This window comes from Acidovorax sp. LjRoot66 (assembly GCF_964253305.1).
Lineage (GTDB): Bacteria > Pseudomonadota > Gammaproteobacteria > Burkholderiales > Burkholderiaceae_C > Acidovorax.
The window spans coordinates 6842200-6868778 of sequence record NZ_CAXUQU020000001.1 but is presented as its reverse complement, the minus strand read 5'-3'; the positions used below and the strand labels follow the sequence as shown (position 1 = coordinate 6868778).

At 67.3% G+C, this 26579-nt stretch carries 26 protein-coding genes; 18 read left to right on the top strand and 8 right to left on the bottom strand.

Going from position 1 to position 26579, the window contains the following annotated elements:
* Window positions 1-14 precede the first annotated feature (14 nt).
* The 3 genes from ACSQ3Y_RS32190 (at window position 15) to ACSQ3Y_RS32180 (ending at window position 3338) form a co-directional block, all read left to right on the top strand.
* Window positions 15-1319: a lipase family protein gene (locus ACSQ3Y_RS32190; protein WP_057200762.1), complete on the top strand. Its 1305-nt coding sequence runs from the start codon at window positions 15-17 to the stop codon at window positions 1317-1319.
* Window positions 1320-1485: 166 nt separating this feature from the next.
* Window positions 1486-2631: an SGNH/GDSL hydrolase family protein gene (locus tag ACSQ3Y_RS32185; protein WP_436180055.1), complete on the top strand. Its 1146-nt coding sequence runs from the start codon at window positions 1486-1488 to the stop codon at window positions 2629-2631.
* Between the two features lie 35 nt (window positions 2632-2666).
* On the top strand, window positions 2667-3338 hold the full coding sequence (locus ACSQ3Y_RS32180) for an OmpW/AlkL family protein (protein ID WP_436180054.1): 672 nt from the start codon (window positions 2667-2669) through the stop codon (window positions 3336-3338).
* A gap of 71 nt (window positions 3339-3409) precedes the next feature.
* On the opposite strand, the gene ACSQ3Y_RS32175 is transcribed toward ACSQ3Y_RS32180, so the two are convergent.
* From ACSQ3Y_RS32175 to purE, 4 genes are all read right to left on the bottom strand, one after another.
* Window positions 3410-4366 carry an SGNH/GDSL hydrolase family protein gene (locus tag ACSQ3Y_RS32175; protein ID WP_436180053.1) on the bottom strand — a complete coding sequence of 319 codons (957 nt, stop codon included), beginning with the start codon at window positions 4364-4366 and terminating at the stop codon, window positions 3410-3412.
* 85 nt (window positions 4367-4451) lie between these two features.
* On the bottom strand, window positions 4452-5468 hold the full coding sequence (locus ACSQ3Y_RS32170; protein WP_436180052.1) for an L-threonylcarbamoyladenylate synthase: 1017 nt from the start codon (window positions 5466-5468) through the stop codon (window positions 4452-4454).
* A gap of 19 nt (window positions 5469-5487) precedes the next feature.
* Window positions 5488-6657 carry a 5-(carboxyamino)imidazole ribonucleotide synthase gene (locus ACSQ3Y_RS32165; protein WP_436180051.1) on the bottom strand — a complete coding sequence of 390 codons (1170 nt, stop codon included), beginning with the start codon at window positions 6655-6657 and terminating at the stop codon, window positions 5488-5490.
* On the bottom strand, window positions 6654-7151 hold the full coding sequence (gene purE / locus ACSQ3Y_RS32160; protein WP_057200768.1) for a 5-(carboxyamino)imidazole ribonucleotide mutase: 498 nt from the start codon (window positions 7149-7151) through the stop codon (window positions 6654-6656). The genes ACSQ3Y_RS32165 and purE overlap by 4 nt, the downstream gene beginning before the upstream one ends.
* A gap of 154 nt (window positions 7152-7305) precedes the next feature.
* Here purE and trxA point away from each other — a divergent pair, with 154 nt between their 5' ends.
* Window positions 7306-8211 (top strand): thioredoxin, encoded by a 906-nt coding sequence (gene trxA / locus ACSQ3Y_RS32155; RefSeq protein WP_057200769.1) that lies wholly within the window; start codon window positions 7306-7308, stop codon window positions 8209-8211.
* A 62-nt stretch (window positions 8212-8273) separates the two neighbouring features.
* On the opposite strand, the gene ACSQ3Y_RS32150 is transcribed toward trxA, so the two are convergent.
* Complete coding sequence (locus ACSQ3Y_RS32150) at window positions 8274-9194, bottom strand: phosphoribosylaminoimidazolesuccinocarboxamide synthase (protein WP_007857537.1); 921 nt, start codon at window positions 9192-9194, stop codon at window positions 8274-8276.
* A 204-nt stretch (window positions 9195-9398) separates the two neighbouring features.
* Here ACSQ3Y_RS32150 and ACSQ3Y_RS32145 point away from each other — a divergent pair, with 204 nt between their 5' ends.
* From ACSQ3Y_RS32145 to hprK, 4 genes are all read left to right on the top strand, one after another.
* On the top strand, window positions 9399-10634 hold the full coding sequence (locus tag ACSQ3Y_RS32145; RefSeq protein WP_057200770.1) for an MFS transporter: 1236 nt from the start codon (window positions 9399-9401) through the stop codon (window positions 10632-10634).
* A 231-nt stretch (window positions 10635-10865) separates the two neighbouring features.
* Complete coding sequence (hpf, locus tag ACSQ3Y_RS32140; RefSeq protein ID WP_007857535.1) at window positions 10866-11201, top strand: ribosome hibernation-promoting factor, HPF/YfiA family; 336 nt, start codon at window positions 10866-10868, stop codon at window positions 11199-11201.
* 108 nt (window positions 11202-11309) lie between these two features.
* Window positions 11310-11777: a PTS sugar transporter subunit IIA gene (locus tag ACSQ3Y_RS32135; protein ID WP_007857534.1), complete on the top strand. Its 468-nt coding sequence runs from the start codon at window positions 11310-11312 to the stop codon at window positions 11775-11777.
* Window positions 11778-11809: 32 nt separating this feature from the next.
* A complete protein-coding gene (gene hprK / locus ACSQ3Y_RS32130; RefSeq protein WP_057200772.1) occupies window positions 11810-12766 on the top strand; it encodes an HPr(Ser) kinase/phosphatase in 957 nt (318 codons plus the stop codon).
* 30 nt (window positions 12767-12796) lie between these two features.
* Here the strand turns inward: hprK and fur are convergent, their stop codons facing one another.
* A complete protein-coding gene (fur, locus tag ACSQ3Y_RS32125; protein WP_057200773.1) occupies window positions 12797-13219 on the bottom strand; it encodes a ferric iron uptake transcriptional regulator in 423 nt (140 codons plus the stop codon).
* 85 nt (window positions 13220-13304) lie between these two features.
* Here fur and ACSQ3Y_RS32120 point away from each other — a divergent pair, with 85 nt between their 5' ends.
* The 6 genes from ACSQ3Y_RS32120 to ACSQ3Y_RS32095 all read left to right on the top strand — a co-directional run bounded on the left by ACSQ3Y_RS32120 (window position 13305) and on the right by ACSQ3Y_RS32095 (window position 19264).
* On the top strand, window positions 13305-13877 hold the full coding sequence (locus ACSQ3Y_RS32120; protein ID WP_057267248.1) for an outer membrane protein assembly factor BamE: 573 nt from the start codon (window positions 13305-13307) through the stop codon (window positions 13875-13877).
* Window positions 13878-13958: 81 nt separating this feature from the next.
* Window positions 13959-14789 carry a 4-hydroxy-tetrahydrodipicolinate reductase gene (gene dapB / locus ACSQ3Y_RS32115; protein ID WP_082608066.1) on the top strand — a complete coding sequence of 277 codons (831 nt, stop codon included), beginning with the start codon at window positions 13959-13961 and terminating at the stop codon, window positions 14787-14789.
* A gap of 21 nt (window positions 14790-14810) precedes the next feature.
* The gene (locus ACSQ3Y_RS32110) at window positions 14811-15512 is read left to right on the top strand and encodes a MotA/TolQ/ExbB proton channel family protein (RefSeq protein WP_057200775.1); all 702 of its coding nucleotides are present in this window, start codon (window positions 14811-14813) and stop codon (window positions 15510-15512) included.
* Window positions 15509-15949, top strand: a complete 441-nt coding sequence (locus ACSQ3Y_RS32105) for an ExbD/TolR family protein (RefSeq protein WP_057200776.1) — start codon at window positions 15509-15511, stop codon at window positions 15947-15949. The genes ACSQ3Y_RS32110 and ACSQ3Y_RS32105 overlap by 4 nt, the downstream gene beginning before the upstream one ends.
* A 100-nt stretch (window positions 15950-16049) precedes the next feature.
* Complete coding sequence (gene leuS / locus ACSQ3Y_RS32100) at window positions 16050-18761, top strand: leucine--tRNA ligase (RefSeq protein ID WP_436180050.1); 2712 nt, start codon at window positions 16050-16052, stop codon at window positions 18759-18761.
* A gap of 5 nt (window positions 18762-18766) precedes the next feature.
* Window positions 18767-19264 (top strand): LPS assembly lipoprotein LptE, encoded by a 498-nt coding sequence (locus ACSQ3Y_RS32095; protein ID WP_436180201.1) that lies wholly within the window; start codon window positions 18767-18769, stop codon window positions 19262-19264.
* Window positions 19265-19266: 2 nt separating this feature from the next.
* Here ACSQ3Y_RS32095 and rocF read toward each other — a convergent pair whose 3' ends face one another.
* A complete protein-coding gene (gene rocF, locus ACSQ3Y_RS32090) occupies window positions 19267-20220 on the bottom strand; it encodes an arginase (RefSeq protein ID WP_436180049.1) in 954 nt (317 codons plus the stop codon).
* Window positions 20221-20457: 237 nt separating this feature from the next.
* On the opposite strand from rocF, the gene holA reads away from it, so the two are divergent.
* Window positions 20458-21513, top strand: coding sequence for a DNA polymerase III subunit delta (gene holA, locus ACSQ3Y_RS32085; protein ID WP_057267250.1), 1056 nt, complete (start codon window positions 20458-20460; stop codon window positions 21511-21513).
* Window positions 21514-21531: 18 nt separating this feature from the next.
* On the opposite strand, the gene ACSQ3Y_RS32080 is transcribed toward holA, so the two are convergent.
* A complete protein-coding gene (locus tag ACSQ3Y_RS32080) occupies window positions 21532-21813 on the bottom strand; it encodes a hypothetical protein (protein WP_057267251.1) in 282 nt (93 codons plus the stop codon).
* Between the two features lie 282 nt (window positions 21814-22095).
* Between ACSQ3Y_RS32080 and ACSQ3Y_RS32075 the strand changes: the two genes are divergently transcribed.
* The 3 genes from ACSQ3Y_RS32075 (at window position 22096) to trkA (ending at window position 26575) form a co-directional block, all read left to right on the top strand.
* Window positions 22096-23655, top strand: coding sequence for an RCC1 domain-containing protein (locus ACSQ3Y_RS32075; protein ID WP_436180048.1), 1560 nt, complete (start codon window positions 22096-22098; stop codon window positions 23653-23655).
* A 115-nt stretch (window positions 23656-23770) separates the two neighbouring features.
* A complete protein-coding gene (locus ACSQ3Y_RS32070; RefSeq protein WP_057205286.1) occupies window positions 23771-25051 on the top strand; it encodes a glutamate-5-semialdehyde dehydrogenase in 1281 nt (426 codons plus the stop codon).
* Window positions 25052-25120: 69 nt separating this feature from the next.
* A complete protein-coding gene (trkA, locus tag ACSQ3Y_RS32065) occupies window positions 25121-26575 on the top strand; it encodes a Trk system potassium transporter TrkA (RefSeq protein WP_436180047.1) in 1455 nt (484 codons plus the stop codon).
* Window positions 26576-26579: the final 4 nt, after the last annotated feature.

Sequence of the window (26579 nt, the reverse complement as noted above, 5' to 3'; positions counted from 1 at the left end):
AGAGGATTGCGACCATGAAGTACTTTCGCCTGACCTGTATCGCCGCCGTAGCGGCACTGCTCGCCGCTTGCGGAGGCTCCGACGACGCCGGACGCGGCGACCTAGTGGAGCTCCCCGTCACCCTGACCACGTTGACGGCCGACCAGATCGATGCGGGCACCACGTCCAGCGGCCTCAGGGCCCTTGCCGGCAAGGCACGGTGCGACGTGAAGGTCGTGGCGCTCAACTACTACACGGCAGGCGCCAAGGCCGGCGAACTCACCAATGCCTCGGGCGTGATGCTGGTGCCCGCAGGCAGCTGCAACGGCGAGAAGGCTGCCCTGCTGGCCTATGCCAAGGGTACCGATGTGCAGAAGCCCCGCACCCTGGCCAACCCGCAGGACAGCGAGACCTTCCTGCTGGCCGCCATGTACGCCTCGCAGGGCTATGCCGTGGTCGCCACCGACTACCTCGGGTTTGCCAAGTCGGGCTACAGCTACCACCCCTACCTGCACGCCGATTCGGAAGCCACCTCGGTGATCGATTCGGTGCGTGCCGCACGCAAGGTCGCCGGCTCGGTGGGGGCCAACCTGTCGGGCCGCATTCTGTTCACCGGCTATTCGCAGGGCGGACATGCCTCGATGGCCGCGCACCGTGCCGCCGAGCGCGACTACGGCAACGAATTCGATGTGGCGGCCGGCGCCCACTTGGCAGGGCCCTACAACCTGTCGGGCTCGCTGCGCATTCCAGACGCGATCGCGGGCGTGCAGTTCTTCGTGCCCTACCTCGTGACGGCCTGGCAGAAGGTCTACGGCAACATCTATTCCGATGTGAAGCAGGCCTTCAAGGCACCGTACTCCAACTATATCGAGACGCTGCTGCCCAACCCGACGATGAACTACACCACGCTGGTGACCTCGGGCACGCTGCCGGGCGGCACGCCCAACCAGGCACGCGATGCGCTGTTCCAGCCGGCCTTCCTCGCCAGCAGCCAGACGAACGTGAACGACCCGCTCTACCTGGCCGCCCAGAAGAACGACCTCCTGGGCTGGACGCCCAAGTCGCGCGTGCTGCTGTGCGGTGGCTCGGGCGACCCCACGGTGCCGCCTGCCGTGCACCAGCGCGTGATGGCCGCCGATTTCGCGGCCCGCGGCGTGACCAACGTGATCTCGGTGGATGTGGACGGGCCCATCCAGGCCACCTTCGGCCCCGGCGGCGCAGCGCCTACCGACCCGACTTCTGCAGCCTTTGCCACCTACTACGGCGCCTACCATGGCACCTATGAGCCACCGTTCTGCCATGCCCAGGCACGCGCCGCCTTCGACATCATCGTGAAGTAAGCGACGCAGTCTCGCCAAGGGCCAAAGCCGACCTCCGGGTCGGCTTTTTTCATGGTGCATGGCTTGGTAGTTTCCCGGGCGGGCAAGAAGCGCATGCGGAGTTAGGATGGTTGTTGCAAAAAAGCACGGTCGTGCTTTTTGTAATCTTCTTTCCTGGAGAACTCCCTTGAACACAAGACAATGCAAGACCGCCCTTTCGGTGCTGGCAACGGCCTGCCTGCTCGCAGCATGCGGTGGTGGCGGCTCGGACACCGCCCCTGCGGCGCCCGTGACCTCGGTGAAAGTGGCTGGCGACAGCCTGGCCGACAGCGGCACCTTCGGCTACAAATTCACCGTGCAGGGCACGGCCGCCACCGGCGCCGGATCAACGCCGATCTGGCCCGAGCGCGTGGCCACCAGCTATGGCCAGTCGCTGTGCGCACACTACGTCTTCAACGGCACGGCGTTTTCCGCCAATGCCGCCTGCTCGAACTATGCCGTGGGCGGCGGGCGGATCAACAACTTCACGGCGCCCACCTCGCCCGTGTCCATCACCCAGCAGCTCAAGGACCTGGGCAACGGCGGCTACACCGCCTCGGACCTGGTGCTGGTCGACGGGGGCGGCAACGATGCGGCGGACCTGGTAGGCGCCTACCTCCGGGCGGCTACCGACAATGGCCAGGCCTATGCAGCCGTGCTGGGCTCGGTGCTGCCTGCGGCCACGGTCAACGCCGCCCTGGCGGGTGGTGCCGCAGGCCAGGCCCAGGTGGGTGGCGCCTACATGCAGGCGCTGGCACAGCAGTTCGCGGCCACCATCAAGGCCAACACGGTCGCCAAGGGCGCTCCCCGCGTGGCCGTGTTGAATGCCCCCGGTATCACCCGCACTCCCCGCTTCCTGATGGTGCTGGCCTCGATCTCCGCCCAGCGCGGTGCCGAGGCCGCCAAGCAGGCCGAGGCCCTGTTCGACGGCTGGGTCCAGGCCTTCAACGCGCAACTGGCCACCAGCCTGGCCGGTGACGAGCGCATCGTGGTGGTGGACTTCTACACTTCTTTCAAGGACCAGTCGACCAACCCGGCCCAGTACCAGCTCACCAACGCCACCACGCCAGCCTGCCCGGCCACGGGCGTGGGCAGCGATGGCCTGCCGACCTACAGCTTCCCCACCTGCACGGCCGCAGCCCTCTCGGCCATGGCGCCACCTGCGGGTGCCCCCGGCGGTGCGGACTGGTGGAAGAGCTATGGCTTCTCCGACAGCTTCCACCCCACGCCCTATGGCCACCAACTGGTCGGGCAGCTGGTGTCGCGTTCGCTGTCCCGGGCGGGCTGGCTGTGAGCCGGCTTTGCTCCATCCCTTCGAAGGAGTCTTTCATGCACCAATTTTCCAAGGCCGGTCTGGCTGTCGCGGCACTCTTGCTGGGTGCCAGCGCCTCGGCCCAGGTGGCGGGCACGTTCAGCGTGCGCGCCGGATTCACGCACATTGCCCCGCAGGTCAGGAGCGGCGACCTGAGCGCTCCGAGCTTTCCGGGCACCAAGGTCGACGTGGGCAATGCCACCTCGCTGTCAGGCGGCGTGAACTACATGCTGACCAACCACTGGGCCGTGGATGTCCCCCTGGCGCTGCCGTTCAAGCACGAGATCGAGGGCGATGGCGCCATCGCGGGCGTGGGCAAGCTCGGCGAGACCAAGGTCCTGCCGGTCACCGTGTTCGCCCAGTACCGTTTTGCCGAGCCCGAGGCGCGCTTTCGCCCCTATGTGGGCCTGGGCCTGACCTACAGCCGCTTCTTCAAGACCCGCACCACGGCCACCTTGAGCGGCCTGACCGGTGGCACGCCTTCACGCCCCACGACGGCGTCGGTGGACAACAAGTGGGGGCTGACTCCCCAGGTCGGCTTTGTGTGGAACTTCAATGAGCGCTGGTCGCTGGATGCTGCCTACTACAAGAGCTTCCTCAAGACCACGACGCACCTGTCTTCGGGCCAGTCGATCAGCAAGCGGTTGAACCCCGACGTGATCGCCATCGGCGTCGCGTACAGGTTCTGACCCAGGCCCGCCAAAAAAAAGCCGACCCCAAAAGGGTCGGCTTTTTCATGGGCCGGTGCCGCAGGGCTTGCTTACCAGCGAGCGCGCAGGCGGTCGTAGGCGTAGTTGCCGAACTGGCGGTGGGCGTTGGGCGTCAGGTAGACGCTGTCGGCGAACACGTAGGAATCCTGGTTGGCACTGGCCACCAGGGTCGAGGTAGTGCACAGGGCCGAGTTGACCTGGCCGGCACCGATGCCGATGCCGTTGGTGGTGTCCAGCGAGGTGCACACCGGCGTGGTGGCGTTGTTGAAGCCGTAGTTGGCGGGGGTGCCGACGTACAGGTTCACGTAGTAGGCTGAGTCCACATACAGCACGTTGGCGCCCAGGTCGACGATGCTCACCAGCAGGCCTTCGTTGAAACGGCTGCTGGCATCGCTCAGCAGGGCTTCGCGGTTGATGGCCTTGGCCCAGGGCGTCTTGCCCAGGTCATAGGTACCGGTGACGACCACGTTCTTGGCGCCCGCAGCGACCAGGCGGCGTACCTGGGTGGCCAAGTCCTGTCCAGCCTTGCGCGCAGCGGCCACCATGTCGGTGGTGCTCTGGGTGCCGGCCGTCACGGCGGCCATGCCGGCGATCACATCGCTCGGGCCGCCGTTCATGACGATCAGGTCGTTCGCGGCAACGCCGCCGGCGGCCAGAAAGGCGTCGATCTGCTCGGTCACGGTGGCGGTGGTCGCGACGCCTGCGGCGTCGGGCTTGATCGCCACGCGCGCATTGCCCACGGCATAGCTGCGGCCGCCCGCCGCGGACGATGCGGCCAGCGTCTTGCCGTAGCGCGAGGCGATCTGCAGCGTCCAGTTGTTCACGCTGCCATCGTTGACCGTGTAGCGCGTGCCCTTTTGGCCCACATCGCTGTAGGCGTCGCCGAAGGCCACCAGGCGCTCGGGGTTGAAAGCCGACTCCGTCGTGCTCGAACCGCAGGCCGCAAGCAATGCGGCCGACGCGCATGCGGCCACCAGTACGGTGCGGCGCATCCAATTTGCTGCCATGTATTTCTCCAGAAAATGGGGGGTTAGTTTAACGACGCCATGTCAAGGCATGTAAAGCATTGTCACACTGCGGGCATATTGGTATTCAGGCGGCTGCTGCACGCTGCAAGCGGTCCCGCACGCCTTCCCACTCCGGGGTGGCGGGCGGGGTCTCGATCCAGATCAGTTTGACACCCTCGTCGTCGAAGCCGCGCAGAACCGCAAAAAGCTGCTGGGCTGTGGCCGTCGCGTCATCGGGCATGCGGCGCATGACCAGTTTGGACGAGCGGGTGCGCAGCGCCGCGCGGGCATAGATGGCCATGTGGGCCGCATCGGCACCCAGCAGGTCCAGGCCCGTCTGCAGGGCCTTGGCGTCCATCAGGCGCACCTTGGCGTTCGGGGCGTAGTGGGCCTCCAGCGTGCCCGAGGCGCGCGGGGTGTGCTCAGGCAGGTCTTCCTTGGACAGCGGAGCGATGCCGCAGGCGCGGGTGATCTGCGCGCGCGTGATGGCCCCCGGGCGCAGCAGCACCGGCGTGCCGCGCGTGCAGTCGACAATGGTCGATTCGATGCCCACGGGGCAAGGGCCGCCATCGAGCACCAGCAGGTCCTCGCCCAACTCGTCGGCGACATGCTGGGCGGTGGTAGGGCTCACGCGGCCAAAGCGGTTGGCGCTGGGGGCGGCCACCCCCCACACCGGCGGACCACCCAGGTCACTGTCGTCGCCCGATGCGGCGCAGGCGGCCAGCAGGGCGTGGGCGACAGGGTGGGCCGGGCAGCGCAGGCCCACGCTGTCCTGGCCGCCGGTGGCGGCTGTGGCCACGCCGTCGCGGCGCGGCAGGATCAGGGTCAGGGGCCCGGGCCAGAATGCCTGTACCAGGGCCTGTGCAAAGGCCGGCACTTCGCTCGCGAAATGGTCGATGCCCGAGGCATCGGCCACATGCACGATCAGCGGGTGGTCGCTGGGCCGGCCCTTGGCCGCGAAGATCTGCGCCACGGCCGCATCGCTGCTGGCATCGGCTGCCAGGCCGTACACCGTCTCGGTGGGCAGGCCCAGCAGGGCGCCGCTGCGCACCGTACGGGCGGCGGCGGCAATGGATTCGGGCTGAGTGCCGTCGAGGATCATGGAATGCGGTCCGACCGGGTCAGAAGGGCGCAATGCCCAGCAGGGCCGCAGCCTTGAGGGCGGTGGCGCGTGCCGCATCGGCACTGTCTGCCGTGATGTTCAGGTGCCCCATCTTGCGCCCGGGCTTGGCTTCGCGCTTGCCGTACAGGTGCAGGTGGGTGCCGGGCAGGGCCAGCACCTCGGCCCAGGGCGGGGTCTGCCCGCTGCCGTCGGCGGCAAACCACAGGTCGCCCAGCAGGTTGAGCATGACCGCCGGGCTGTGCTGGCGCGGCTGCGTGAGCGGCAGGCCGGCCATCGTGCGCACCTGCAATTCGAACTGCGAGACATCGCAGGCGTTCTGGCTGTAGTGGCCGCTGTTGTGCGGGCGCGGGGCGATCTCGTTGACCACCAGAGCGCCGTCCTGCAGCACGAAGAACTCCACGCACAGCACGCCCACGTACGACAGGCCGGTGGCAATCGAGATGGCGCCCGCGATGGCCTGGCGTGCCAGGTCGTCGGGCAGGTTGCCGGCATGCACCTCGGTCACGGCCAGGATGCCGTCGCGGTGCAGGTTGCGCTGCACCGGCAGGTGCACGCAGGCGCCGTCGGCCCCGCGCGCGACGATGACCGAGCATTCGAGCGCCAGCGGCAGCATCTTTTCGAGCACGCAGGCCACCTGGCCCACGGAATCCCAGGCGGCCGCGAGTTCGGCCGCAGTCTTCACCCGCACCTGGCCCTTGCCGTCGTAGCCCATGCGCGCGGTCTTGAGGATTCCGGGCAACAGGTCGGCTTGGACGGCCGCCAGTTGCGCGGCCGTCTCGATCACCGCATAGGGCGCGCACGGCACGCCGCAGCGCACGAAATGGGCCTTTTCCTGTGCGCGGTCCTGCGCCACGGCCACGGCACCCGCAGCGGGCGACACGGGGCGCAGCGCGCCCAGGGCCGCAAGGGCGGTGGCGGGCACGTTCTCGAATTCGGTGGTCACCGCATCGGCCACGCGGGCCAGCTCGGCCAGGCCAGCCGCGTCTTCGTAACCCGTTTCAATGTGGTGGTGGCTCACCAGCCCGGCGGGGCTGGTGGGGTCGGCATCGAGCACGGCGGTGAAGTAGCCCATGGCCTGGGCCGTGTGCACGAACATGCGGCCGAGTTGGCCGCCGCCAAGGACGCCCAGGGTCGATCCTGGAAGGAGGGGGGCAGACAGCGTGGTCATGCAGTAGCGGGGGGCAGGGTCATGTTGCGCGCCACTTCGGTCTGCTCGGCACGGAAGGCTTCCAGGCGCTGGCGCAGTTCGGGGCTCTCGCTGGCCAGCAGGGCCACCGCGAACAGGGCCGCGTTGGCGGCGCCGGCCGTGCCGATGGCGAAGGTCGCCACGGGGATGCCCTTGGGCATCTGCACGATACTGTGCAACGAGTCCACGCCCTGCAGGTGGCGGCTGGCCACCGGCACGCCCAGCACGGGCACGGTGGTCTTGGCGGCGATCATGCCGGGCAGGTGGGCGGCACCCCCGGCACCGGCGATGATGGCCTTGAGGCCCCGGCCGACGGCGGCTTCGGCATAGGCGAACATGTCGTCGGGCATGCGGTGCGCCGACACCACGCGTGCCTCGTGGGAAATGCCGAATTGCTCAAGAATCTGCACTGCATGCTGCATGGTCTCCCAGTCGCTGCTGGAGCCCATGACCACGCCGATCTGGATGGGTTTCATGGTGTGTGTGGGGGCGCTGCGGCGGACTCGGGTCTGCTTCGGCGCTGTAGGTGGAACCCCCGATTTTACGATTTGCGATGGCCCCCCTGCCACGGGGTTGTTTCAATGCGCCAAAATAGCGCCAACTTGCTTCACCGGCCCTGGGCCCCCGACCATGATTGATGTCACCGTAGAAAATTTTGAAGCCGAGGTGATTGCCGCCTCGATGGAAGTGCCTGTGCTGGTGGATTTCTGGGCGCCCTGGTGTGGCCCCTGCAAGTCGCTGGGTCCGGTGCTGGAGAAGCTGGAGACCGAGTACGACGGCCGCTTCAAGCTGGCCAAGATCGACTCCGACCAGGAGCAGCAACTGGCTGGCATGTTCGGCATTCGCAGCATTCCCACCTGCGTGCTGCTCATGAACGGCCAGCCCGTGGACGGCTTCATGGGGGCCCTGCCCGAGGGCCAGGTGCGCGAGTTCCTCGACAAGCACCTGCCCACCGCCGAAGTCCTGGAAGCCGAGGAGCAGGAGGAAGAAGCCCTGGACGCCCTGGCCGAAGGCGACACCGACACGGCGCTGGAGAAGCTGCAGCACGCGGTGGCCACCGACCCGGGCAACGACGACGCCCGCTTCGACTACGTCAAGCTGCTGCTGCAACTGGGCCGTGACGACGACGCCAAGGTGGCCTTTGCTCCGGTGATCGCCAAGGCCCCCAATTCGCGCAAGATCGCCGCGCTCAAGGTCTGGATGGATGCCATCGATGCGGTGCTGACCAGCGAAGGCGCGGGCGACACTGCCGCGTTCGACGCGAAGATTGCCGCCAACAAGCGCGACTTCGATGCCCGCCTGGCACAGGCGCGCTGGCTCATCACCGAGCAGCGCTGGACCGACGCCATGGACGAACTGCTGGAGATCCTCATGCGCGACAAGGCCTGGGGCGAGGAGGTGGCGCGCAAGACCTACGTCGCCATCCTGGAGATCATCGAGCAGCCCAAGGCCAAGGTGGCCGATGGCCAGATCCCGCCGGACGATCCGGTGGTGGCCACCTACCGCCGCCGCCTGTCGAGCGTCGTGCTCAGCTGACCAGCGCCCCCCCATGCAAAAAGGCTCCCTCGGGAGCCTTTTTCGTTGCCGTGACCAGGGAATCAGCCGACCAGGCGTTCCAGCGCCTCGCGGTACTTGGCCGCGGTCTTTTCAATCACTTCGCGCGGCAGGCGCGGCGAGGGTGGGGTCTTGTCCCAGGGCTTGCCGTTGACCTGGGCCTGTTCCAGCCAGTCGCGCACGAACTGCTTGTCGTAGCTCGGCGGGTTCTGGCCAGCTGCGAGCGCCGCTTCATAGCCTTCCACGGGCCAGTAACGCGAGCTGTCGGGCGTGAGCACCTCGTCCATCAGCACCAAGGTGCCGTCGGGCGCGAGGCCGAATTCGAATTTCGTGTCGGCAATGATCATGCCCTTGGTGAGCGCGATCTCGGCGGCGGCCTGGTAGATGGCGATGCTCAGGTCGCGGATCTGCGTGGCCAGGGGCAGGCCGATCATCTCCACGGTGCGCTCGAAGGTGATGTTCTCATCGTGCTCGCCCGCTGCGGCCTTGGCGGCCGGGGTGTAGATGGGCGCGGGCAGCTTGGCCGCGTTGGTCAGGCCTTCTGGCAGAGGCACGCCACAGACCGAGCGCGACTCCTGGTATTCCTTCCAGCCACTGCCGGCCAGGTAGCCGCGCACCACCGCCTCGACCGGAATGGGTTGCAGGCGCTGCACCAGCATCGAGCGGCCGCGGATCTGCGGCGCCTCGGCCGGGGTGACCACGCTCTCGGGGGCGTCGCCGGTCAGGTGGTTGGGGCAGATGTGGCCGAGCTTGTCGAACCAGAACAGCGCCATCTGCGTGAGCAGCTCGCCCTTGCCGGGGATGGGTTCGCCCATGATCACGTCGAAGGCCGAGAGGCGGTCGCTGGCCACCATCAGGATGCGGTCGTCGCCCACGGCGTAGTTGTCGCGCACCTTGCCGCGTGCGAGCAGGGGCAGCGAGGTCAGGGCAGAGGTGTGCAGGGCGTTGGAGCTGGGCTGGGTCATGGTGTCGGTATGGGGCAGTCGGTGTCCGCTGCAGTCAGGCCTGGGGAAGGGGAGGGCGCGCACCCGCGCGGCCACGTTCTCTGTACAACAAGCCGATTTTACGCGCCGGGGCGGGTGCTGCGGCCGGGCAGGGGCTTGTGGGGGTCCCCGAGGGGCGGCACACTGCCGGGCTTGCTTTCACCATGCCCTTGCCGGCCACCCCCTGTGCCCACTTCCCATCCCCTCACTCCCCGCCGCGAACTGTGGCTGCTGCTGACCCTGGCGGGCGTGCAGTTCACCCACATCCTGGATTTCATGATCATGATGCCGCTGGGCCCGCAGCTCACGCGCATTTTTTCCATCAGCGACGCGCAGTTCGGCCTGCTGGTATCGGCGTACACGCTGTCGGCCGGTGTCTCGGGGCTGTTGGCCTCCACCTACATCGACCGCTTTGGCCGCAAGCGGCTGCTGCTGGCGCTGTACGCGCTGTTCGGCCTGGCCACGCTGGCCTGCGGCCTGGCGCCCACCTACGCCACGCTGATGGTGGCGCGCGTGCTGGCCGGCATGTTCGGCGGCGTGCTCTCGGCCCTGTGCCAGACTGTCGTGGCCGATGTCGTTCCCTTCGAACGGCGCGGGCGGGCGATGGGCATCGTGATGACCTCGTTCTCGGTGTCCACGGTGGCCGGGGTGCCGCTGGGGCTGGTGTTCGCCGAGTACGGAGGCTGGCACATGCCCTTCTTCGCCATCGCCGCCATGTGCCTGCTGCTGCTGGTGTTTGCCGCGCGTACGCTGCCCACCATGAACGCCCATCTGGCCGCAGGCCAGCAGCGCACGGCGCTGGGCGGCATCGCCGAGGTGCTGCGGGACGCCAACCACCGGCGGGCCTTCGTGTTCTCGGGCCTGCTGATGTTCACGGGCTTCACGGTGATCCCCTACATCACTATCTACATGCAGGCCAATGCCGGCGTGCGCACCGACCAGGTGCCATTGATCTACCTGTGCGGCGGGGTGGTGACGCTGTTCACGGCACGCCTGTTCGGGCGCCTGACGGATGCGCGCGGCAAGGTGGCCACCTTCCGCTGGCTGGCCCTGGCGGTCGGGCCCTGCCTGCTGGGCATCACGCTGGTGCACGGGGTGCCGCTGTGGACCGTGCTGATCGTGTCCACGCTGATGTTTGCCTTCATGAGCGGGCGCATGATTCCGGGCATGGCCATCATCACCTCGGCCGCCAATCCGCAACTGCGCGGCACATTCATGACGCTCAATGCCTCGGTGCAGTCTGCTGCCATGGGGGTGGCGTCACTGGTGGGGGGTGTGCTGATCAGCCGCGATGCCCAGGGGCTGGTGCAGGGCTACTGGATGGCCGCTGTGGTGGGCACCGTTGCCAGCGTGCTGTCGATCATGGTGGTGGGGCGGCTGGTGCTGCATGGCGCAGCGCCGGTGACTGCAGCCAAGGCTTGAGTCGCGAGGCGAAAGGGGGAGGTGCTCCCCCGCCAACTCAGCCATTGTGCGCCCTTTTCGGGCCGCTGGCACCTTGGCCGGCATAACCCAGCGGGCAGGGGCGGTATGGGATTGCATTTCGATGACAGCAGGGGCATAGTGAACCCGTCAATGGATGCATCCAAGTTCGCCGGGCCGCACCTCTGATCCAGGGCGGCATTTGTTCCACCGAGAGCCACAGGAGACTTATTTATGAACTTGACGATCAGCGGTCACCACCTCGAAGTTACCCCAGCCCTGCGCAGTTATGTGACCACCAAGCTGGACCGGATCAATCGCCATTTCGACCAGGTAGTAGATGTCAAGGTGCTGCTGACAGTAGAGAAGCAAAAGGAAAAGGAAAAGCGCCAGCGAGCGGAATGCAATATCCATGTGAAGGGCAACGACCTGTTTGCCGAAAGCTCCCACTCCGACCTGTATGCTGCGGTCGATGAGCTGGTCGACAAGATGGACCGCCAGGTGGTGCGCCACAAGGACCGCTTGCAGGACCACCACCACGAAGCTGCCAAGCGCGAAATGCACGCCTGAGCGTTGCATTGCGGGCCACAGCAACCGCCCTTGGAGGCGGTTTTTTTGTGGCCCCTTGTAAATTGCTCAGGGTTTTTGCCAATATGTGCATAATTGTTACCTCTGACCATGAACCGACTCGCCTCCATCCTGCCTCCCGCCCAAGTGCTCGTGAGCGTGGACTCCACCAGCAAGAAGCGTGCTTTTGAAGAGGCGGGTCTGCTGTTCGAGAGCCAGCACGGGCTCTCGCGTGCCCTGATCACCGACAGCCTGTTTGCGCGCGAGCGCCTGGGCTCCACGGGCCTGGGCCACGGTGTGGCCATCCCGCACGGCCGCATCAAGGGCCTCAAGGCCCCGATGGCCGCCGTGTTCCAGCTGGCCCATCCCATCGGCTTCGACGCCCCCGACGAAATGCCGGTGGCGCTGCTGATCTTTCTGCTGGTACCCGAGGCGGCGACCCAGAAGCACCTGGAAATCCTCTCGGAGATCGCCGAACTGCTCAGCGACTCGGTCCTGCGCGAAAAGCTCAAGGCCAGCACCGATGCGGCCGAACTGCACGGCATGATTGCCGGCTGGCAGTCCACCCAGGCCGCCTGAGCCGAGCCGGCATCGCGCACCCGCCTTCTGCCGTGAAGCCCAATGTTGTCAGCGCCGATGTCCTGTTCGAGGAATTCCGCGGCCCCCTGAAATGGGAATGGGTCGCGGGCCTCGGCGCTTCAGAACGCCGCTTTGACGAAGTCGCCGTGCGCTCTGCGCGCTCGGGCGCCGACCTGGTCGGCTACCTCAATTACATCCACCCCTACCGGGTACAGATCCTCGGTGAGCGCGAAATCGCGTACCTGAGCAGCGCCTCGCCCGACGACTGCAAGCGCCGCATCGCCCGCATCGTGACGCTGGAGCCGCCGGTGCTGGTGCTGGCCGATAGCCAGACCGCGCCCGATGCGCTGGTATCGATGTGCGAACGTGCGCAGATCCCGATGTTCTCCACGCACGAGTCCTCGGCCTTCGTGATCGACGTGCTGCGGGCCTACCTGTCCAAGCACTTTGCCGACCGCACCACGATGCACGGCGTGTTCATGGACATCCTGGGCCTGGGCGTGATGATCACGGGTGAGTCGGGCCTGGGCAAGAGCGAACTCGGCCTGGAGCTGATCTCGCGCGGCAACGGCCTGGTGGCCGACGATGCGGTGGACCTGTTTCGCATCAACCAGACCACCATCGAGGGCAAGTGCCCCGAGCTGCTGCAGAACCTGCTCGAAGTGCGCGGCATCGGCCTCCTGGACATCCGCGCCATCTTTGGCGAGACGGCCGTGCGCCGCAAGATGCGCCTCAAACTCATCGTGCACCTGGTGCGCAAGGAGACGCTGGAGCGCGACTACGAGCGTCTGCCCTACGAGCCACTCACCCAGGACGTGCTTGGCGTGCCTGTGCTCAAGGTGGTGATCCAGGTGGTGGCCGGCCGCAACATCGCCGTGCTGGTGGAAGCCGCCGTGCGCAACACCATCCTGCAGTTGCGCGGGATCGATACCTACCAGGAATTCGTGGAGCGCCATCGCCGCGCCATGGAGCGCGATACCGGAGGCTGAAGCCAGGCGCGGCCCGCAGGGCTGCGGACTTCAGGCGTTCTTGCTGGCGCAGGCGGCGCACTGGCCGTACAGCGCCATGGTGTGGTCCTGCACCAGCCAGCCCTTGGCCTTGGCCACGATCTGCTGGCGCTTTTCGATCTCGGGGTCGTAGAACTCTTCCACCTTGCCGCAGGACGTGCACACGAAATGGTCGTGGTGCTGTCCCTCGTTGAGCTCATACACCGCCTTGCCGCTCTCGAAGTTGCTGCGGATCAGGATGCCCGCCTGCTCGAACTGCGTGAGCACGCGGTACACGGTGGCCAGGCCGATGTCCGAGCGCTCTTCCAGCAGCACGCGGAACACGTCTTCCGCCGTCATGTGGCGCTGTGCGCCTTTCTGGAAGATCTCCATGATCTTCAGGCGGGGCAGGGTTGCCTTGAGGCCGGTGCTTTTGAGTTCGTCGATGTTGGTCATGGATTGGTCCTGGTTGCCGGTGGCCCGGGAAGGGGAGAGAGGCTGCCGCTACAATGGTTTGATCATATCCTCTGCTCTTTCCCTCATGCCAGTCAAAGCCCGTATCAATGCCCGCCTGGGCTGGATCCTGTTGGTGGGTGCCGCTGTCGGTACCCTGGCAGGGTGCGGCAGCCTGGACGGCGCCAGCCGCCGCCTGGCCACCGTGGTCACGCCGTACAAGATCGACGTCGTGCAGGGCAATTTCGTCTCGCGCGAACAGGTCGAGGCCTTGAAGCCCGGCATGAGCCGCCAGCAGGTGCGTGAAATCCTGGGCACGCCCCTGGTGACCAGCCTGTTCCATTCCAACCGCTGGGAGTATGTCTTCACCCTGAAGAAACCATCGGCCGAGCTGCAGACCCGCAAGCTCACGGTGTTCTTCGAGGGCGACGTGCTGGCCCGCTCGGAAGGCGACGAGATGCCGTCGGAGGCTGAATTCGTCGCTTCGCTGGACGGCGGCCGCACCGGCAAGGGCAAGGTGCCGGTGCTGGAAGCCACGCCGGACCAGCTGTCGCGCTATCCCGCGCGCAAAGCCGAAACCCCTGCCGAAAAGGCTGCCGACGCAGCACCGCAGGAACTCGCGCCGGCGCGCTACCCGCCCCTTGAGGCGCCTGGGCGCTGAGCGTCCAGCCAGCCCCCTGCGGGCTTTTTGATGGATTGACATGGGTCTGCGGACCCCCTTTTTTGCGATACCAGGAAACACATGCCAGGGAACACATCGACTGCCTCCACCCCCGTGCGCGTGGCCGTGGCCGGCGCTTCGGGCCGCATGGGCCGCATGCTCATCGAGGCCCTGCGTGCCACCGATGACTGCGTGCTCGCCGGCGCACTGGACGTGGCCGCCAGTCCCGGCATCGGCTCGGACGCCACCGCCTTCCTCGGCCATGCCAGCGGCGTGGCCATCACCTCCGACCTGCGGGTGGGCCTGCAGAACGCCGACGTCCTGATCGACTTCACCCGCCCCGAAGGCACCTTGGCCCATCTGGCCGCGTGCGCCGAACTGGGCGTGAAGATGGTCATCGGGACCACCGGTTTCTCCGACGAGCAGAAGGTCGAGATCGCGGCCCTGGCGCAGCGCACGGCCGTGGTCATGGCGCCCAACATGAGCGTCGGCGTCAACGTCACGCTCAAGCTGCTGGAGATGGCCGCCAAGGCCATGGCCATCGGCTACGACATCGAGATCATCGAAGCCCACCACCGCCACAAGGTGGATGCGCCCTCGGGCACCGCGCTCAAGATGGGCGAGGTCATCGCCGAAGCCATGGGCCGGGACCTCAAGGAATGCGCCGTCTACGCCCGCGAAGGCATCACCGGCGAGCGCGATCCGTCCTCCATCGGCTTTGCCGCCATCCGTGGCGGCGACATCGTGGGCGACCACACCGTGCTGTTCGCCGGCATCGGCGAGCGCATCGAGATCACGCACAAATCGTCCAGCCGCACCACCTATGCCCAGGGCAGCCTGCGCGCCGTGCGCTACCTGGCCGCGCACAAGACCGGGTTGCACGACATGTTCGACGTGCTCAACCTGAAGTAAACAAACAGGCTGTTCAAGCGCATGGATGCACTCCATTGGTGGCGCCAGGGCGATGCGGTCACGCAGGCCACCGCCCTGGTGCTGCTGTGCATGTCCGTCGCCAGCTGGGTGGTGATCGTCTGGAAGCTGCGCCTGCTGCGCCGCGCCAGTGCCGACGTGGCGCGCTGCGTGGCTGCGGTCTGGCAGGCCCCCTCGCTGCAGGACGCCGCGCTGCGCCTGCAGACTTTCGACCGGCTGGCCCTGGTGCTGCCCATGGTGCAGGCCGTGAACACCGTGGCCGACCAGGCATCCCCGGCAGCGCTGGCTTCCATGGGCAGCCTGTCCCAGCGCCTGACGCGCGTGCTGCGCGACGCACTGCACGCGGTGTTGGGCCGCCTGCAGTTCGGCCAGGTGCTGCTGGCCACCGTGGGCTCCACCGCGCCGTTCGTGGGCTTGCTGGGTACGGTGTGGGGCATCTACCATGCACTCTCGGCCATGGCCGGCGCCGGGCAGATCACCATCGACCGCGTGGCCGGTCCGGTGGGTGAAGCCCTGGTCATGACCGCCGCCGGCCTGGCCGTGGCCATTCCGGCCGTGTTGGCCTACAACGTCTGTGGGCGCCTGATCGGGCGCATCGAAGCCGACCTCGAAGGCTTAGCGCGCGACCTGCGCGAGCTGCGCATCGATACCGCAGCCGGTGGCACCCCGCAGGGCGGGCTTTTCCGTCCGGGAGGCGGGGAATGAGCTTCGGCCGGTTGGAGCGCAGCCAGGGCTCGGCGCCCATGAGTGACATCAACATGACCCCGCTGGTCGATGTGATGCTGGTGCTGGTGGTGATCTTCATCCTCACCGCGCCGCTCATGGCCAGCGCCATCCGCCTGGACCTGCCGCGCGCCGATGGCGCCGCGCCGGGCGCCCCCGCCAGGGCCCTCACGCTGGTGGTGGACCGCACCGGCCAGGCCTACCTCGATGACCAGCCGCTGGCGCAGGCCGCGCTGGCCGAGCGCCTGCAGCGCATCGGCGCTGCAGAGCCCGACACCGAAGTACAGCTGCGCGCCGACACCGCCGTGCCCTATGGCCGCATCGTCGAGATCATGGGGGCGGCCCATGCGGCCGGCCTGCAGCGCATCGGCTTCGTGGCCGATCCACAGGCGGCTGCCACGGCCCCGAAAAACCCCTGAAAGCCGGCTGGCAGGGCATGCGCGCAGGGTGGTGCGCCCGACAGCCTAAAATCCGCGCAGCGCAGTCCTGTGGCTGCACCCCATTCTGACCCGAGCCTCCATGCAAGACAAATACTCTCCCCAAGAGGTTGAGCGCGCCGCGCAAGACCACTGGACCGCCCGCGATGCCTACCGCGTGACGGAAGACGCGAACAAGAAGAAGTTCTACGCCTGCTCGATGCTGCCCTACCCCAGCGGCAAGCTGCACATGGGCCATGTGCGCAACTACACCATCAACGACATGCTCACGCGCTACCTGCGCATGAACGGCCACAACGTGCTCATGCCCATGGGCTGGGACGCCTTCGGCCTGCCGGCCGAGAACGCGGCGCTCAAGAACGGCGTGCCGCCCGCCAAGTGGACGTACGAGAACATCGCGTACATGAAAAAGCAGATGCAGGCCATGGGCCTGGCCATCGACTGGTCGCGCGAGGTCGCCACCTGCGACCCCGAGTACTACCGCTGGAACCAGTGGCTGTTCCTGAAGATGCTGGACAAGGGCATTGCCTACCGCAAGACCCAGGTCGTGAACTGGGACCCGGTGGACCAGACCGTGCTGGCCAACGAGCAGGTCATCGACGGCAAGGGCTGGCGCACCGGCGCCACGGTGGAAAAGCGCGAGATCCCCGGCTACTACCTCAAGATCACCGACTACGCCGAAGAACTGCTGGACTTCGTGACCGGCGACAAGCTGCCTGGCTGGCCCGAGCGCGTCAAGCTCATGCAGGAGAACTGGATCGGCAAGAGCGAAGGCGTGCGCTTCGCCTTCCCGCACGACATCCGCGGTGACGACGGCGCGCTGATCGGCGATGGCCGCATGTACGTCTTCACCACGCGTGCCGACACCATCATGGGCGTGAGCTTCTGCGCCGTGGCGCCCGAGCACCCGCTGGCGGCCCATGCGGCGCGCAACAACCCCACGCTCGCAGCCTTCATCGAGGAATGCAAGAGCGGCGGCACCACCGAGGCCGAGCTGGCCACGCAGGAAAAGAAGGGCCAGCCCACCGGCCTGTTCGTGACCCACCCCATCACCGACGAGCAGATTCCGGTGTGGGTGGGCAACTACGTGCTCATGGGCTATGGCGACGGTGCCGTGATGGGCGTGCCCGCGCACGACGAGCGCGACTTCGCCTTCGCCCTCAAGTACGACCTGGAAATCAAGCAGGTGGTGCTGGTGGACGGCGAGCACTTCGACTACCACCAGTGGAACGACTGGTACGGCGACAAGCAGCGCGGCGTGACCATCAACTCCGACAGCTTCAGCGGCATGGGCTACAAGGAGGCTGTGGCCGCCGTGGCCCACGCCCTGCATGCCAAGGGCCTGGGCGAGACCAAGACCACCTGGCGCCTGCGCGACTGGGGCGTTTCGCGCCAGCGCTACTGGGGCACGCCCATCCCCATCATCCATTGCGAAGAGCATGGCGCCGTGCCCGTGCCCGAGAAGGACCTGCCGGTGGTGCTGCCCACCGACTGCGTGCCCGACGGCTCGGGCAACCCGCTGCACAAGCACGAGGGCTTTCATGCCGGCGTGGTCTGCCCCGTCTGCGGCAAGGCCGCGCGGCGCGAGACCGACACCATGGACACCTTCGTGGACAGCTCGTGGTACTTCATGCGCTACTGCGACCCGAAGAATGCCGACGCCATGGTGGCCGACGGCACGGCCTACTGGATGCGCGACCAGCAGGTTGCCACCGGTGGCAGCGGCATGGACCAGTACATCGGCGGCATCGAGCACGCCATCCTGCACTTGCTCTACGCGCGCTTCTGGACCAAGGTCATGCGCGACCTGGGGCTGGTGACGGTCGACGAGCCCTTCACCAAGCTGCTCACGCAAGGCATGGTGCTCAACCACATCTACTCGCGCCGCACCGACAAGGGCGGCAAGGAGTATTTCTGGCCGCACGACGTCGAGCACCTGCACGACGAGGCAGGCAAGATCATCGGCGCGAAGCTGGTGAATGCCGTGGGCGACCTGCCCGTGGGCACGGCCATCGACTACGAGGGCGTGGGCACCATGTCCAAGTCCAAGAACAACGGTGTCGATCCGCAGGACCTGATCGAGAAGTACGGCGCCGACACGGCCCGCCTGTACACCATGTTCACGGCCCCGCCCGAAGCCACGCTGGAGTGGAACGATGCCGCCGTGGAAGGCAGCTACCGCTTCCTGCGCCGGGTGTGGAACTTTGGCTTCAAGCTCGCCGCCATCGACCGCGATGCGGCACTGGCCAGCGTGGCCGGTGCCAGCAGCCTGGCCGACGTGCAGTTCGGCAAGGAGGCCAAGGCCCTGCGCCTGGAGATCCACAGCGTGCTCAAGCAGGTGGACTACGACTACCAGCGCATGCAGTACAACACGGTGGTCTCGGGCGCGATGAAGATGATCAACGCGCTGGAGGACTTCAAGGCCACCGACTCGGCCGGCGCCCAGGTGGCATTGATTGAGGGCTTCGGCATCCTGCTGCGCAGCCTGTACCCCGCCACGCCCCACATCGCTCACACGCTGTGGACCACGCTGGGCTATGCCGGTGCGCTCGGCGAGCTGCTCGATGCGCCCTGGCCCCAGGTGGATGCCAGTGCGCTGGTGCAGGACGAGATCGAGCTCATGCTCCAGGTCAACGGCAAGCTGCGTGGCTCCATCCTCGTGCCGGCCCAGGCCGACAAGGCCGAGATCGAACGCCTGGCGCTGGCCAGCGAGGCCTTCATCGCCCAGGCCGCCGGTGCCGCGCCCAAGCGCGTGATCGTGGTGCCGGGGCGCCTGGTGAACGTGGTGGTATGACCATGATGAACAAGCGCACCCTGCTCCTGCTGGCACCTGCCGCCTTGCTCACGGCCTGCGGCTTCCGCCTGCGCGGTGTGCCCGAGTTCACATTCGATACGCTGTTCATCGCCGCGCCTCCCAGCTCGACGCTGGCGCGCGAACTGCAGCGTACGCTGGATGGGTCCGGCTCCAAGCTCACGGTGCTGCGCGACATGGCCGACCTGCCCAAGGCCCAGGTCGGGCTGGAGTTGTTGTCCGAGCAGCGCGAGCGCGTGGTCGTGGGGCAGAACGCCTCGGGCCAGGTGCGCGAGCTGCAGCTGCGGCTGCGCGTGAAGTTTCGCGCGCGCAGCTCCACCGGCGCCGAACTCCTGCCCGAGACCGAGCTGCTGCAACAGCGCGACATCAGCTACAACGAAACCATCGCCCTGGCCAAGGAGGCCGAAGAGGCGCTGCTGTACCGCAACATGCAGACCGACATCGTGCAGCAGTTGCTGCGCCGGCTCGCAGTCGTCAAGCGCTGAAGTTATTTCAGCGGGGGCACGCGCATCAGCGTGCTCTTGCCGAACAGTGATTCGACCAGGTCCACGGCCACCTCCGCCGTCTGGTTGCGCACATCCAGGGCCGGGTTCAGTTCCATGATGTCCAGCGAGGCCAGGCGGCCGCTGTCGGCGATCATCTCCATGCACAGTTGGGCCTCGCGGTAGGTCGGGCCGCCGGGCACGGTGGTGCCCACGCCGGGGGCGATGGCCGGGTCCAGGAAGTCCACGTCGAAGCTCACGTGCAGGTGGGTCTGGTCGTCCATGCCGGCCAGGGCCTGCTGCATGGCCTGGCGCATGCCGATCTCGTCGATGGCGCGCATGTCGAACACCTCCAGCCCCTGTTCGTGCACCAGGCGCTTTTCACCGGCGTCGACACTGCGGATGCCGATCTGGCGCACCTGCTGCGGCCGCAGGGCCGGGCCGCCGCCGGGCATGCCGGCCAGGCCGGTGAGCTCGGGCGGGCCCAGACCGCACAGGCAGGCCACGGGCATGCCGTGCACATTGCCGCTCGGGGTCAGGGCGCTGGTGTTGAAGTCGGCATGGGCGTCGAGCCACAGCACGCGCAGCTTCTTGTCCGTCTCGGCACAGTGGCGCGCCACCGCACTGATGCTGCCCAGGCCCAGGCAATGGTCGCCACCCAGCAGAATCGGCAGGCGGCCCTGCTGCAACTCGGCGTACACCGCGTCGAACACCAACCGGTTCCACTGCACCACCTCGGGCAGGTGGCGGTAGCCATCCACTGGCGGCTGCCAGGGGTTGGCCGGGCCGTTCAGGTTGCCGCGGTCCGCCACCTGCAGATCGTGCCGTTCCAGGGCAGCCTGCAGGCCTGCCACGCGCAAGGCTTCGGGGCCCATGGAAGCGCCTCGTGCGCCAGCACCGATGTCGGTGGGGGCGCCGATCAGGCTGGCGGCAAGCTGCGGGGCAGGGCAGGTGGTCATGCGAAAAGGCCTTTGTGGGGTGGTGATCTGGCAAGCCATTGCGGCACGGATAGCGCCGCAGCATTGCGGACCGTTATTGTGGGTCTGCGCACGCGCAATGGAAAGCCAGAGGCCTGTGCAATTCTTGCAGTAAATCGATCAATTTGCAGGGGCACACTGGCAGTTTGCGCAGTGTGATCGGTGTATCGCTTCGTGGGGTGGTGCGGCGCGCACTCCGGGAGCGATAGACTTTGCCCCATGCAAGTCGCCCTGGCCCAACTCTCCACCCACCTCCAACGGGCCTTGTCGCCGCTGTATGTCCTGCATGGCGACGAAGCCCTGCTGCAACAGGAGGCGGCCGACGCCATCCGCGCCACGGCGCGCACCCAGGGCTATACCGAGCGCAGCTCCTACACGGTAGCGGGCGCTCACTTTGATTGGAGCGCTGTGCTGGCAGCGGGGGGATCGCTGAGTCTGTTTGCCGACAAACAGATCGTGGAGATCCGCGTCCCCTCGGGCAAGCCTGGCAAGGACGGCAGCGTGGCGCTTCAGCAGATTGCCGAGGCCGCCAAGGGCAACGACAGCACTCTCACGCTGGTGATGCTGCCGCGCCTGGACAAGGCCACCCGCACCGGGGCCTGGTTCGCCGCGCTGGAAGGCAACGGCACTTCGATCCAGATAGACCCCATCGAGCGCGGCGTGCTGCCGCAGTGGATCGCCCAGCGCCTGGCCACCCAGGGCCAGCGCGTGGTGGCGGGTGAAGAAGGCCAGCGCACACTGCAGTTCTTTGCTGACCGGGTGGAGGGCAACCTGCTCGCCGCGCACCAGGAAATCCAGAAGCTGGCACTGCTGCACCCGCCTGGCGAGCTCACGCAGGCGCAGGTGGAGGCCGCCGTGCTCAACGTGGCGCGCTACGACGTGTTCAAGCTGTCCGAATCGGTGCTGGCCGGCCACACCGGCCGCGTGCAGCGCATGCTCGACGGCCTGCAGGCCGAGGGCGAGGCCGAGGTGCTGGTGCACTGGGCCCTGGCCGAAGACATCCGCGCCCTCAAGCGTGTGAAAGATGCGATGAACGCCGGCCGCCCCCTGCCCATGGCCCTGCGCGAGAACCGCATCTGGGGCCCCAAGGAGCGCCTGTTCGAGCGCATCCTGCCGAAGGCCAGCGATGCGGCGCTGGCACGCCTGCTGCAATCGGCCCACACCGTGGACGGCATCGTCAAGGGCCTGAAGTCGCCCGACTGGCCCACCGATGGCTGGCAGGCCCTGCAGCGCCTGGCGCTGCAGCTGTGCAAGCTCACCAGCGCGGCCCGCTGACAGGTCGATCGGCGGGGCTCAGCGAGCGTCCAGCGTGACTCGCGCCTTGTCCACCCACATCTGCAGGTTGGCCACCAGGTCCTTCTGGCTGAATGAGCAGCTCTCTTCGGAGAACAGCGCGCTCGATTCGAGCCGGTCCAGCAGATTCAGCAGCACCTCGCTGTAGCGCGGAGGCAGCGCCGCCAGCAATTGCGCCTGTCCGCGCGCCAGGTCGCTCAAGGACGCTGCACTGGCCGCGCCCTCGCTGAAACGCGCCAGGGCGCCTTGCAATGTGGTGAGTTGATCGTGTTCTGCAGCCATGCCCCAAGTATCGGCGAAAGGACGTGGCGACCCGGCGCCGGCACGACCGTGCGTTTTTCCGTACAGGGTTCGTGCACAAGTTCACGCCTGCCCCGCCGGCCTGTTCCGTACACCATTGTTTGCAAAGCCGGCCGTCGGCAGACTCGCAGCCAGGCGGGTCGCAGCCCGGCATCTCGGGGATGGAATGGCTGCAACACCGCTGGTTCATGGAGCCCTTGCAGGCTCTGAACGGTGATTCCATTTTCTTTTTTATTCTTATCGAGGGAACCGATGAAGTATCTGATGACGAAGAAGTCTTTGCGCACTGCCGCTGCCCTGGGTGCTGCCGCGCTGTGCTCCGCTTTCGTGATGACCTCCGCCCAGGCCGTGCAGCCTGCCATTTCCATGGGCTATGACCATGCCCTCGTGTTGCGTGCCGACGGCACGGTCTGGTCGTGGGGTTACGGCAATGGCGGGCAACTGGGCCTTGGCAATTCCAGCACTCGCACGGTGCCCACGCAGATCCCCACGCTGCAGAACGTGGTCCAGGTGGTGGCACGGGGCTCATTCTCGATGGCGCTCAAGGCCGATGGCACCGTCTGGGCCTGGGGTGACAACTCGGGTGGCCGCACCGGCGGCAGTGGCACCAGCGTGCCGGTGCAGATCAACGGCCTGTCGAACATCGTCAGCATCAATGCCGGCACCGATACGGCGGCGGCCTTTGCCACCGACGCTGCGGGCCAGGTGTACGCCTGGGGCAGCAACAGCACAGCGCAACTGGGCACCGGGCAGACCAGTGGCGGCGGCAACCCCGTGCCCCGCCTGGTGGCCGGCGCGCAGGGCGCCGTGGCGGTGAGCGCATCGGACGCAGCCGTGCTCGCGCTGCGCCAGGACGGCAAGGTGGTCGCCTGGGGATCCAACGGCAACAAGGCACTGGCCCCTGTTGCCGGGACCGCCACGGCCCCGGTCGTGATCGACGCCCTGGGCTCCGTGCAGGCCGTGGCCTCGACCTCCATCAACATCGCCGGTCAGTACTACGCGCTCAAGAGCGACGGCACCGTCGCCGTCTGGGGCCAGGCATCGACCAACGCCCCCTACTGCGGCCAGAAGGGCATCCAGAATGGAGGCTATGCGCTGATCGACATCTCGCCCATCCAGGGTCTGGCGCGCATCCAGCAGATCGAGCCCGGCGACGGCCACACCCTGTTCGTCGATGCCGATGGCGCCGTGCATGCCTGCGGCGTCAACAGCGCCGGCCAGCTTGGCGATGGCACCCTGGTGAACCCCTCGACCGAAGTACCCAAGATCGCGCACATTGCGGGCCTGCCGCCCGTGGTTGCAGCAGCGGCGGGGTCTGCGATCTCTGGCGTGATTGGAACGGACGGCAGCGTCTGGATCTGGGGCAAAGGCACCAACCTGGGCGGCACCGACAAAACTACCGCCCCCGTGCGGGTGATGCAGGCCAACGGGGCGGCGTTCGATGCGGGCCGGGTGGGGGACGCCACCGGCACCTTCTCCGGCGGGCAGACCGGCCCCCTGAGCAATGTGACGGTGGATGTGGGCGCCACGGTCTCGACACTGCACCGCGGCAAGACGGGCCGCGTCTACGTGGCAGCGCTGGCGGGATCGACCGTGCTGTTCCTGGGCCCCAATGGCTGGGCGCCCTACACCGGCGGAGCCTTTCCTGCCTACTTGTCGGGTGCGCTGCCGCGCACGGTCCCTGTGCGCATTGCCTCGGGCCTGAACTTCAGCGGGCTGGAGGGTGTGCAGCTGGTGGTGGGTTACGGTGTGGGTGACGATGCCACGGCCGCAGCGGAGATGGTCCGTGCGGGCCGCTACCAGGTCGTCCATACGCTGAACTGACCCCCTTGAGCCGGTGCGGGTGTCGGCGCGGGGCGCGGCAACCGCCCGGGAGCATGGCCCGCATGCCCTGCCCCTGGGTGCGCAGGGGCAGGGCGCTTCTGCGAGAATCGGGGCCATGAACGCGCTCAACGTGGCTGAATACACGCACACCCTCGGATCCCAGGCCAAGGCCGCCTCCGCCCTCATGGCGCGCGCGCCTGCGGCCGTCAAGAACAAGGCCCTGCGGTCCCTGGCGCGCCTGCTGCGCGAGCACACCGCCGCACTGCAGGTGGACAACGCCCGCGACCTGGAGCGCGCCCGCGCCGCGGGCCTGGCCGAACCCCTGGTCGACCGCCTCAAACTCACGCCCAAGGTGCTCGACACCTGCGCCGAAGGCTGCGAACAGCTGGCCGCCATGGCCGACGTGATCGGCGAGATCATCGGCATGAAGCAGCAGCCCAGCGGCATCCGCGTGGGCCAGATGCGCGTGCCCATCGGCGTGTTCGGCATGATCTACGAGAGCCGTCCCAACGTGACCATCGAGGCCGCCAGCCTCTCCATCAAGAGCGGCAACGCCTGCATCCTGCGCGGCGGCTCGGAAGCCATCGATTCCAACAAGGCGCTGGCGCGCCTGGTGCAGCTGGCGCTGGCCGAGGCCGGCCTGCCGCAGGACGCGGTGCAGCTGGTGCAGACCACCGACCGCGAGGCCGTGGGCCAGCTCATCACCATGCCGCAGTTCGTGGACGTGATCATCCCGCGCGGTGGCAAGGGCCTGATCGAGCGCATCAGCCGCGATGCCAAGGTGCCCGTCATCAAGCACCTGGACGGCAATTGCCACACCTACGTGGACGACCCCTGCGACGTGGCCATGGCCGTCAAGGTGGCCGACAACGCCAAGACGCAGAAATACAGCCCCTGCAATGCCAGCGAAGGCCTGCTGGTCGCGCGCGGCGTGGCGCCCGAGTTCCTGCCGCTGATTGGCGCTGTGTACGCCGCCAAGGGTGTGGAGATGCGCGTCTGCCCCGAGAGCCGCACCCTGCTGGCCTCGGTGGCCGGCGCCAAGCTGGTCGATGCCACCGAGCAGGATTGGTCCGAGGAGTACCTGGCGCCGATCATCAGCATCAAGGTGGTGGAGGGTGTGGACGAAGCGATCGCGCACATCAACCACTATTCGTCGCACCATACCGACGCCATCCTGACCACTAATCACGTCCACGCCCAGCGCTTCCTGCGCGAGGTGGACTCGGCCAGTGTGATGGTCAACACCAGCACCCGCTTTGCCGATGGGTTCGAGTTCGGGCTGGGTGCCGAGATCGGCATCAGCACCGACAAGTTCCATGCCCGTGGTCCCGTGGGCATCGAAGGCCTGACTTCGCTCAAGTACGTTGTACTGGGCGAGGGCGAGGTGCGCAGTTGATGCTCGGCTTTGACTGCCGCTTGCGGCAGCTGGCTTGACGCGCCTGTCGCCTGTACCCATCATCCTCCCGTGAAAATCATCATCCTGGGTGCCGGCCGTGTCGGCCACAGCGTGGCCGAGAGCCTGGTGTCGGAACGCAACGACATCACCGTCATCGACACCGACGCCGAGCGCCTGCGTGACCTGGAGTCGCGCTTTGACCTGCGCGGCGTGGTGGGCAACGGCATCGACCCGGCCGTGCTGGCCGAGGCCGGCGCGCACGACACCGACCTGCTGATCGCCTGTGCCGCGCAGGATGAGACCAACCTGGTGTGCTGCAAGATCGCGCAGATCGTGTTCAACATCCCCACGCGCATCGCGCGCGTGCGCTCCTCGGGGTTCGACAACGACGAGCGGCTGGTGGGCCCCGAGGGCTTTGCGGTGGACCGCATCATCTGCCCTGAAGAATCGCTGACCCGCTACATCGGCAAGCTCATCGAGTACCCCGAGGCCATGCAGGTGCGCGAGTTCGCGGGCGGCCGGGCCTGCCTGGCCTCGGTGCGCGCGCGGACCGGGGCGCCCATGGTGGGCCACACCATTGCCGAACTGCGTGCCGGCGCACCCGACGTGGCGGTACGCATCGTGGCCATCTACCGGCGCTTTCCCGACGAGCCCGACCGATTCGTGGCCTGCGACGGCAACACGCGCATCGAGCCTGGCGACGAGGTGTTCGTGCTCGCGGCCAGCGAGCACATAGCGCACGTGCTTGCCGCATTGCACCGGCGCGGCGCGACGGCCGTGCAGCCTGTGCGCCGCATCATGATCGCCGGCGGCGGGCGCGTGGGCCTGCGCCTGGCGCGCCAGCTGGCGAAACAGGCAGGGCGCTTTCGCGTGAAAATTGTCGAAGGCGACATGCATCGCTGTACCGAGCTGGCGTCCCTGCTGCCTTCGGACACACTGGTGCTGCAGGGCGACGCCACCGACGAGGACTTGCTGGGCGACGAGAACATCGAAGAGATCGACCTCTTCCTGGCGCTCACCGACGATGACGAGAACAACATCATGTCCTGCCTGTTGGCCAAGCGCATGGGGGCGCGCCGGGTACTGGCGCTGATCAACCGGCGCAGCTACGCCGACCTGATGCATGGCACGCAGATCGACATTGCGCTGTCGCCCGCGCAGGCCATGCTTGGCGAGCTGCTGGCCTATGTGCGCCAAGGCGATGTGCAGGCCGTGCACAGCCTGCGCCGGGGCGTGGCCGAGGCGCTGGAGATCGTCGCCCGTGGCGACCGCAAGAGCTCGCGCGTGGTGGGCCGCAAGGTCAGCGAACTGCAGTTGCCCGGCGAGGTGCACATGGGCCTCATCGTGCGCGGCCTGCCCGATTCGCCCGATGTCTCGCCCGAGGACCTGCGCGAGCCCCAGGTCATCATCCCGCGCAGCTCCACGGTGATCGAGAGCAACGACCACGTGGTGTTCTTCCTGCCGCACAAGCGGCTGGTGCGCGACGTGGAAAAGCTATTCCGTGTGAGCGCCACCTTTTTCTGAACGC